General features: G+C 67.6%; 10 protein-coding genes and 1 pseudogene. 8 read left to right on the top strand and 3 right to left on the bottom strand.

The window, feature by feature from the left end; translation table 11 throughout:
• Positions 1-130 precede the first annotated feature (130 nt).
• On the bottom strand, positions 131-643 hold the full coding sequence (locus GGQ80_RS10940; RefSeq protein ID WP_183984658.1) for a GNAT family N-acetyltransferase: 513 nt from the start codon (positions 641-643) through the stop codon (positions 131-133).
• A gap of 83 nt (positions 644-726) precedes the next feature.
• Here GGQ80_RS10940 and GGQ80_RS10935 point away from each other — a divergent pair, with 83 nt between their 5' ends.
• Positions 727-1,098, top strand: coding sequence for a dihydroneopterin aldolase (locus GGQ80_RS10935; protein WP_183984656.1), 372 nt, complete (start codon positions 727-729; stop codon positions 1,096-1,098).
• Here GGQ80_RS10935 and GGQ80_RS10930 read toward each other — a convergent pair.
• Positions 1,073-1,921 (bottom strand): hypothetical protein, encoded by an 849-nt coding sequence (locus GGQ80_RS10930; protein WP_221364326.1) that lies wholly within the window; start codon positions 1,919-1,921, stop codon positions 1,073-1,075. The genes GGQ80_RS10935 and GGQ80_RS10930 overlap by 26 nt on opposite strands.
• A 224-nt stretch (positions 1,922-2,145) precedes the next feature.
• Here GGQ80_RS10930 and GGQ80_RS10925 point away from each other — a divergent pair, with 224 nt between their 5' ends.
• The 5 genes from GGQ80_RS10925 to GGQ80_RS10905 all read left to right on the top strand — a co-directional run bounded on the left by GGQ80_RS10925 (position 2,146) and on the right by GGQ80_RS10905 (position 5,922).
• A complete protein-coding gene (locus GGQ80_RS10925) occupies positions 2,146-2,814 on the top strand; it encodes an energy transducer TonB (protein WP_183984654.1) in 669 nt (222 codons plus the stop codon).
• Between the two features lie 75 nt (positions 2,815-2,889).
• Entirely contained in the window at positions 2,890-3,681 is a 792-nt protein-coding gene (locus GGQ80_RS10920; RefSeq protein WP_183984652.1) for a MotA/TolQ/ExbB proton channel family protein, read from the top strand.
• A gap of 92 nt (positions 3,682-3,773) precedes the next feature.
• Positions 3,774-4,250: an ExbD/TolR family protein gene (locus GGQ80_RS10915; RefSeq protein ID WP_183984650.1), complete on the top strand. Its 477-nt coding sequence runs from the start codon at positions 3,774-3,776 to the stop codon at positions 4,248-4,250.
• 31 nt (positions 4,251-4,281) lie between these two features.
• Positions 4,282-4,710: an ExbD/TolR family protein gene (locus GGQ80_RS10910; protein WP_183984647.1), complete on the top strand. Its 429-nt coding sequence runs from the start codon at positions 4,282-4,284 to the stop codon at positions 4,708-4,710.
• Positions 4,711-5,565: 855 nt separating this feature from the next.
• Entirely contained in the window at positions 5,566-5,922 is a 357-nt protein-coding gene (locus GGQ80_RS10905) for a tetratricopeptide repeat protein (protein WP_183984645.1), read from the top strand.
• A gap of 168 nt (positions 5,923-6,090) precedes the next feature.
• Here GGQ80_RS10905 and dcd read toward each other — a convergent pair whose 3' ends face one another.
• Positions 6,091-6,645, bottom strand: a complete 555-nt coding sequence (gene dcd / locus GGQ80_RS10900; RefSeq protein WP_183984643.1) for a dCTP deaminase — start codon at positions 6,643-6,645, stop codon at positions 6,091-6,093.
• 100 nt (positions 6,646-6,745) lie between these two features.
• On the opposite strand from dcd, the gene GGQ80_RS10895 reads away from it, so the two are divergent.
• Together GGQ80_RS10895 and GGQ80_RS10890 are read left to right on the top strand one after the other, a co-directional pair.
• A complete protein-coding gene (locus tag GGQ80_RS10895; RefSeq protein ID WP_183984641.1) occupies positions 6,746-7,204 on the top strand; it encodes an NUDIX domain-containing protein in 459 nt (152 codons plus the stop codon).
• A pseudogene (locus tag GGQ80_RS10890) lies at positions 7,204-7,835 on the top strand (5'-methylthioadenosine/S-adenosylhomocysteine nucleosidase). Before GGQ80_RS10895 ends, GGQ80_RS10890 begins: the two are co-directional and overlap by 1 nt.
• Positions 7,836-7,910: the final 75 nt, after the last annotated feature.

Here is a 7,910-nt window from a genome sequence, read left to right as displayed (position 1 = left end):
CGCCATCGCCACCCGATATGACAAGCGAGCCGTCGCCTTCCTCGGTGCCGTCCATCTCGTCGCGGCCTTCATCACACTCAAGTGATGACACGCCCGAGTTCGGCATGACGGTATATTGCGGCAGAGCCTATTACGCCTCGACCGTCACCCTCGGCCCCAGCTCTCCCGCCACGGCGGGCACATCGCGGCCCTTCGCCAGCAGGCGTTCGCGCTCGACCGGGCCGGGGAGACGCCAGCCGGCGGTGGCGGCGGCGTCGAAACCGAAAAATCTACCGTAATAGGCGGGATCACCGATCAGCATCATCGCCTGGTCGAGCCCCTGCGCCGCCGCGGCGTTGAGCGCATGCGTCATCAGCATCCGGCCCAGCCCGTCGCGCTGCCGCGCCGGCTCGACCGCGACCGGGCCGATCATCACCAGCGGATGAGTGATGCCTTCGTTATCGGTCAGCGTGATCGGCCAGCATTGGATGGTGCCGACGAGTGCGCCGTCCTCGACCGCGGCGAGGCACAGCGCATCGATCGGCGCCGCATCGCCGCGCACCTTGTAGGCGGTACGCGCGTGCCGGCCCGTGCCGAAGGCGTGGTCGAGCAGCGCCTCGACGGCGGCCGGATCGACGGAGGCGAGAGGGACGAAATCGACCATGAGCGGCCCCTTCGTCGTCGCGCGTGGCAAAGGCAAGCGGCAAACGTTGCCGACGCGTGCGCCCACGACTATGCCGCGGCGCCATGCACGACAGCCTCCAGCTGGAAGTCCACGACCTCGAAGTCATGGTGCTGACCGGCGTCTATTCTGAAGAAACCCATCTGCCGCAGCCGCTGCGCATCTCCTTAACGGTCGATTTGAGCTGTCCCGAGCATTTTGCGCCGGACACGCCTCTCTCGGCGTCGAAGAACTATCTCGACCTGAAGCATGCGGCGACCGCGGCATTGCCGCCGGGCGTCCACTTCACGCTGATCGAGGGGGTCGCCGACCACATCTGCGAGACGATGTTCGTCGGCGACGCCCGTGTTCAGCGGGTGATGATAAAGATCGTCAAGCTCGCGATCGCCGAGGCGGGCGAATCGATCGGCATCACGCTGGTACGCCACCGGCGATAGCGCGCGTGCGCACGCAGGCGCCAAGCTGCTGCAGCACGAAGCCATAGTCCTGGCGGGCGGCGGCGGCGTCTTCCGCCGACAGGCTCTGCGTGCTGCGTTCGGGCAGCGCGCGGGGCAGCGAGCAGGCGAGGCGATACCAGAGCAGCGTATCGCGCTGCGGCGGGCCGGCGGCCTCGTCGACGATTTCCGACAGCGCCACCGCCCAGCGCGGCTGCTCGCCGGGACGGCGCAGCACGGTGAGCGACACAGGCGGGCCGTTGGCGGTGGTCAGGAACACCTGGGTCTCGCCTTCGCCCGGCAGCGCGCCGGGGACGTGGAAGGCGTTGCCGATTCCGGTGATCCGCGGCGGCGCATCGCGCGCGACGAGCGCGGTGGCGACGCTGCGCACCCGGGCGTCGAGCGCCGGCGTCCAGGCGAGCTGGGCGTCGGGCGCGACCAGCTGGAGCTGGCCCGCCGCCTGGGTGGGGCGGGCGAACAGCAGGACCCGGGCCCTCTTCAGCTTGGGCAGGCGGCCGTCGGCGCCGGTGCCCACATCGAGCAGATAGCCGATCCGCGGCGGGATGCCGTCACGCCCCCTGATCAGCGCCGTCACGTCCGCCTCGACATAGTAGCGGGTGAGGCCGGGAGCGAGGCCCGGCGCATCGGCAGGCTTTACCTTCGCGGTCGAGCGGATCGTCGCGTCGGCGATCACCGGCGCGGCACCGACGAGGTCGGCGACATCGGCATAGGCGACGCCAGCGGCGAGCGGTGCGGGCATCGAGGTCTGGGCGGCGAGGGGGGCCGCCAGCGCGAGCGCGAGCACCGATGAAACATAAGTAATCATTGTCCATCCTGCTAACGAAAGGGGGCTTTGCGATACAGTCATAAATGCGCCATGCGCCGATTGTACGTTTGTTGCGTCCGACAAAGCGTTTGCACCGGTCGTAGCGTCAAGATAGGACTCGCGATCTGCATCCGGTACCGCTAGCCGGACCAGAAGGCCGCTGCGTGGGCCCCGCAAGGGGAAACCTGCGTCGGCCCGCGAAATTTAGGGAGTGTCGTTGCTGAATGGCCTATGCTGACCAGAAGATGTCCGGCGGCAAGATCGTGGCGATCGTCATCGTCGCGCTCATCCATGCCGCGCTGGGCTACGCCTTCGTCACCGGCCTCGCGTACCAGTACGTGAAGAAGGCGAGTGAGAAGCTGAATACCTTCGACGTGGAGGAGCCGCCGCCGCCGCCGCCGGACGAGCCGCCGCCCCCGCCGCCCGATCAGCCGATGACGCCGCCGCCGGTGGTGTCGCCGCCGCCGATCGTGCAGAATCCGAACCCGCCGCCCGTCGCGATCGCGACCGTGCCGACGCCGCCCCCGGTGTTCGTGCCGACTCCGATCGCCGCGCCGCCGGCCCCGCCCGCTCCCGCCCCGGCTCCGCCGCGGGTGTCGCAGGCGGCCGGTCTGAAGGGTAACCCGGGCCAGTTCTTCAGCTCGGACAACTACCCGCCGTCGGCCATTCGTGCCGGTGCGCAGGGTCGCGTGGTCGCCCGTTTGACGGTCGGCACCGACGGCCGCGTCACCGATTGCTCGGTGACGACGTCGAGCGGCAATTCGGATCTGGACGCCACCACGTGCCGGATCGCGAAAAGCAGGGTCCGTTTCAGCCCGGCGAAGGACGAGAATGGCACCGCCATCAGCTCGACCTATAATCTGCCGGTCCGTTGGACGCTGCCGGAACAATGATAGCTTTCCCGGGGCGGGCGCCCGTCGCGCCGCCCCGGTCCATGCGAAGACATTCTTAGAGGGATCAACGCAACCATGATTACCACTATCCTTGCGGCGGCTGCGCCCTCCGCTGCCGAGAATCAGTTCGGCCTCGCCTCGGCGCTCCGCGAAGGCGGCATTATCTCGCAGTCGGTGTTCAGCATCCTGGTGCTGATGTCGGTCGTGTCGTTCTACATCATGTTCTCGAAGCTGTTCGAGCAGCAGAAGATCATGAACCAGGCGAAGCGCGTCCGTCAGGGCTTCTGGAAGTCGAACTCGTTGCGCGAGGGCGCTGCCAAGCTCGACAAGAATTCGGCCTACAAGCAGCTGGTCGACGACGGCCTGGCCGCGCAGGACCAGCACCAGAAGCTGACCGATCCGGTCGAGGCGCACGACTGGCTGCACGGCTCGCTCGCGCGTTCGGAAGCCGCGATCAACTCGCGTCTGGGTGGCGGTCTCGCCTTCCTCGCGACGGTCGGTGCGACCGCGCCGTTCATCGGCCTGTTCGGTACAGTCGTCGGCATCTATCGCGCGCTGATCAAGATCGGTGCGTCGGGCGATCCTTCGATCGACAAGGTCGCCGGTCCGGTCGGTGAGGCGCTCATCATGACCGCACTCGGCCTGGTCGTCGCGGTTCCGGCCGTGCTCGCCTACAACTGGCTGCAGCGCCGCAACAAGTCGATCGCGGAAGACCTGTCGGCCTTCTCGAACGACGTGCTCGGCTTCCTCGCCTCGAACGGTGCGGTCCGTCCGTCGATCGGTTCGCCGGCGACGGCTCCGGCCAAGACCAATCCGGGCGCGACCACGACGGCCGGTCAGGCCGGCGGCGTCCAGACCCGCGCCTGAGGTGAATGGGCGGGGGCCGGCACCGGTTCCCGCCACTCCTGCCGGCCCCGTTCAGCCGGCAGCAAAGATCTGAAGGATAGGATAGCTCTCACATGGCGATGAGCACGGGTGGTGACTCCACCGAAAAACCGATGTCGGACATCAATACGACCCCTCTCGTGGACGTGATGCTGGTTCTGCTCATCATCTTTCTGATCGCGGTTCCGGTCGCGATCCAGACGGTGAAGGGCATCAAGCTGCCGCAGGTGCGGTTCGATCCGACGACGACCAAGCCCGAGAACGTCTCGCTGTCGGTGACCACCGATGCGGCGGGCCAGTGCGCGGTGTACTGGAACACCACGCAGGTGAACAGCAAGGAGCTGCTCGACCGCGCGGTGGAGAAGCTGAAGGCGGAGATCGCGCGCCAGGGTGGCCCCGGCAACCCTGACCTCGAGCTGCCCGAAGCGCATATCCGCGCCGACGTGAATACCCCGTATCGCTGCGTCGGTGGCACGATCTACACGATGCAGATGGCCGGGTTCGCCAAGGTCGGCTTCATCTCGTCGCCGCCGCCCGGCGCCGCCGGTTGAGCCCGGCAGGCCACACCAGGAGTAACGTAACATGGCAATGAGTGGTGGCTCCGACGACGGCGAGCCGATGATGGAAATGAACACGACGCCGCTGATCGACGTCATGCTCGTGCTCCTCATCATGTTCATTATCACGCTGCCCAAGCCGACCCACGCGGTGAAGGTCGACCTGCCGGTGAACGATCCCCGGCAGCAGAAGCCGCCGGTCGACCCGCAGAAGAACAAGATCGCGATCGATCCTGCTGGCACCATCACGTGGAACGGTGCGCCGGTCGACGACGTGACGCTGCGGCAGTATCTCGACACCGCCGCGGGCATGAACCCGGAACCTGAGCTGCACTTCCAGCCTGATCCGAATGCCCGCTACGAAGTGGTCGATCGGACGCTGGCGGTGATCAAGCGGTCGCAGGTGACCAAGCTCGGCTTCATCGGCAACGAGCAGTATCGCAGCGACTTCTGATCGATTGGGGCGGACATTCGAAACGATGAGCGAAGGGCGGTCCCGCGAGGGGCCGCCCTTTTCGATTCCGGATCGGTCGGGCGATGCGATGGCGACGCGTCCGATCCGTGCAGCGCTGAACGACCGCGCAGGCGGGCGGGATATTGCGGGAGACCCCAGCTGGTGATGGCTTAGCCCGCTGGTTTGATCGCGACGGCTACCTAATCGGTCGATGGCCGGCGATCGGTGGAGCACCTTCGCCCGATCACCGTACGGAAGGGGCTCATTGCCAATGACCAATTCGCCTTGGACGCCGGGGCGTGCCGGGACCGGAGGCTGATCGCCGAGGCGACGCCGATCGCGGTGCTGGCGCCAGACGGCGCCGAGCCGAACGCTCACGCCCGGCCATTGCGAGTGGATAGCCGCCACAGTACCGAGCGGATCTCACCGTAGGTAGCGTGCGCTGAAGCGGCACACGCGGGGCGCGGCGGACGGATGGCCCGGCGAGCGTGCACCGGCTGCCGACGCGGTGCTGCGCGCAGCGTTACGATGGTCGACGGCGCCAGCGACAGCATAGTGCCGACGATGCTGGATATGCTTCGGCCAGGGCCGCCAGGTCGGCGCAGTCAAAGGTAGCAGCGCTGAACAGCGTCAAGTGATTGCGGTCGCGATTGCCACTCGAGGCAGCCAAAAGCGCGCAGCTTTCGCTGACGGTGAATGACGGCGCAGTCGCGCGGAGCGTCACCCGACATCGCAAAGCCAGAGGCACCTCCCTCGAATCGTCCCGTTTCGGTCGCGATCGGTGGAACCAGCCGCTTGCACATGCGTCATCGAAGTGACACAACAGTGTCACAGAAGTGAAACATGGAGGCGGCGATGCGAGCAGTGATGGTGGTGGCGGCGGTAGCGGGCATCGGCATGGCGACGCCGACGCTGGCGCAGGATCGCACCGGGTTCCAGGCGATCGCGGCAGGCGATTTCGCCGGGGCGGCGCGGCAGATCGAGGCGGAGCGCCGGATTTTTCCGCAGCGGCCCGAGCTGATGCTCAACCTGGCGGCGGCCTATGCCAAGCTCGGCCGGATCGCGGATGCGCGCGCGCTCTACGGCGAAGTCCAGGCGGTGCCTGTCGTGAACATGGACATGCCGAACGGCGCAGTGGTGTCGTCGCACGACATCGCGGCGCGGGGGCTGGAGCGGCTGCCGGCGCGCGTCGAGGCGTTCGCGACGCGGTGAGTGAGTGACGGAGCGCCGCGGCTCGATGCTGCGGCGTTCGGGAGCGTGCGGCTTTGGTTGAGTGATACGGGGCGGTTGCGGTCGCGGCAGCTGGCTTGTGAATACGCTTACCCACCCCCGGCCCCTCCCTTGCAGGGAGGGATGATTTAGCAGCGTCGTCTTGCCGCTTTAGAGTCGCGGCAGCGTGACCCCCTGTTGGCCCATGTATTTGCCCGCGCGATCGGCGTAGCTCGTCTCGCAAGGCTCGTTTCCGGCTAGAAACAGGAACTGGCAGGCGCCCTCGTTGGCGTAGATCTTCGCCGGTAGCGGGGTGGTGTTGGAGAATTCCAGCGTCACATGACCTTCCCAGCCCGGCTCGAGCGGGGTCACATTGACGATGATCCCGCAGCGCGCATAGGTCGACTTGCCGAGGCAGATGACCAGCACGTCGCGCGGCACCCGGAAATATTCGACCGTCCTCGCCAGCGCGAAGCTGTTGGGCGGGATGATGCAGACGTCGGTCTTGCGATCGACGAAGCTGTTCGCGGCGAAATCCTTCGGGTCGACGATGGCGTTGTCGACGTTGGTGAAGATCTTGAATTCATCGGCGACACGGGCGTCATAGCCGTAGGACGACAGGCCATAGCTGATGCAGCCCTCGCGGCGCTGGCTTTCGACGAACGGCTCGATCATGCGGTCACGCGTCGCGCGCTCGCGAATCCAGCGATCGGACAGGATGGACATCGGCTAACCCCTTCGCCCATGTCCTTTGCCGGCTTTCGCGGGTGAGGCAAGCATGGCGGCTCGGCCGGGGCCGGTGGGCTCTTGCCATTGGGGGGATTCGATGCGGGCTATGATCGATCTGGCGCATCGCGTCCGGCGCAAGGCGATGGCGGTGCTCGGCGTGAAGACACGCGGGGTGAAGGTGATGGCGTTCGATGTGGCGGGGCGGCTGGTGCTGGTCCGCCACCGCTATGGCAGCCCGCAGCTGATGCTGCCGGGCGGCGGCGTCGGCCGGCGCGAGACGCCTGCGGCGGCGGCGGCGCGGGAGATCGCTGAAGAAATTGGCTGCACCCTTGCCGAAGTCGAACCGGCCGGCATCTTCGCGGCGCGGGCCGAGGGGCGGCGGGATACCGTCCATCTGTTCCGCGCGCGACTGGCCGGCACGCCGCAAGCCGACGGGATCGAGATCGCCGAGGTCGTCCCCGTCGATCCCGACGCGCTGCCGGACGCGGTATCGCCCGCGACCCGTCGGCGGATCGACGAATGGCGGGGGCGGCGGCAGGCAAACGGGCGGTGGTGATGCGGATCGAGACGATCGGCGGGCGGCGGGTCGCCTTCGCCATGGCCTGCGCGCCCGAATATGGCCCGGCGTTGCGAGCGCGGATCGCGCCGTTGATGACGGGGTGGGGCCGATCGAGGCGGCATTGGCGGTCGGCGTCGCACTGGCCGAGGCGCAGGCGGCGGGGACGCTGCCTGACGTCATGGTGTCGCTCGGCTCGGCGGGATCGCGGCGCTGCCGGCTGGGCGAGGTGTACCAGGTCGCGAGCGTGGCCTGGCGCGACATGGATGCGTCGCTGCTCGGTTTCGTGCGCGGGGTGACGCCGTTCGTCGACCACCCGGTGTGCATTGCGCTGGAGACGCCGATCGCGGGCATGCCGGTCGCGACGCTGTCGACGGGGGCGGATGTGGTCGGTGGTGCCGGCTATGACGCGATCGACGCCGACATGGTCGACATGGAGACGTTCGCGGTGTGGCGGGCATGCCAGCGATTCGGCGTTACGCTGGTGGGCTTGCGCGGCATTTCGGACGGGTCGGGCGAGCTGACGGGGATCGAGGGATGGGCCGAGTTGCTGGGCGTGATAGACGACCGGCTGGCGGCGGCGGTGGATCGGATGGTGGAGGCCTGGTCGTCCGACTCAAGGCCGGGGTGACGGGGACTTCTGCCAATTCCGATAGCGCTGGGCGAGGAGGGTGGCGCCGAGGATGAAGCCGCCGGGGGCGAAGAG

It is taken from the genome of Sphingomonas jinjuensis (assembly GCF_014197105.1).
Classification (GTDB): domain Bacteria; phylum Pseudomonadota; class Alphaproteobacteria; order Sphingomonadales; family Sphingomonadaceae; genus Sphingomonas; species Sphingomonas jinjuensis.
The sequence above is the reverse complement of the archived record's forward strand: the minus strand, read 5'-3'. Positions and strand labels throughout refer to the sequence as shown.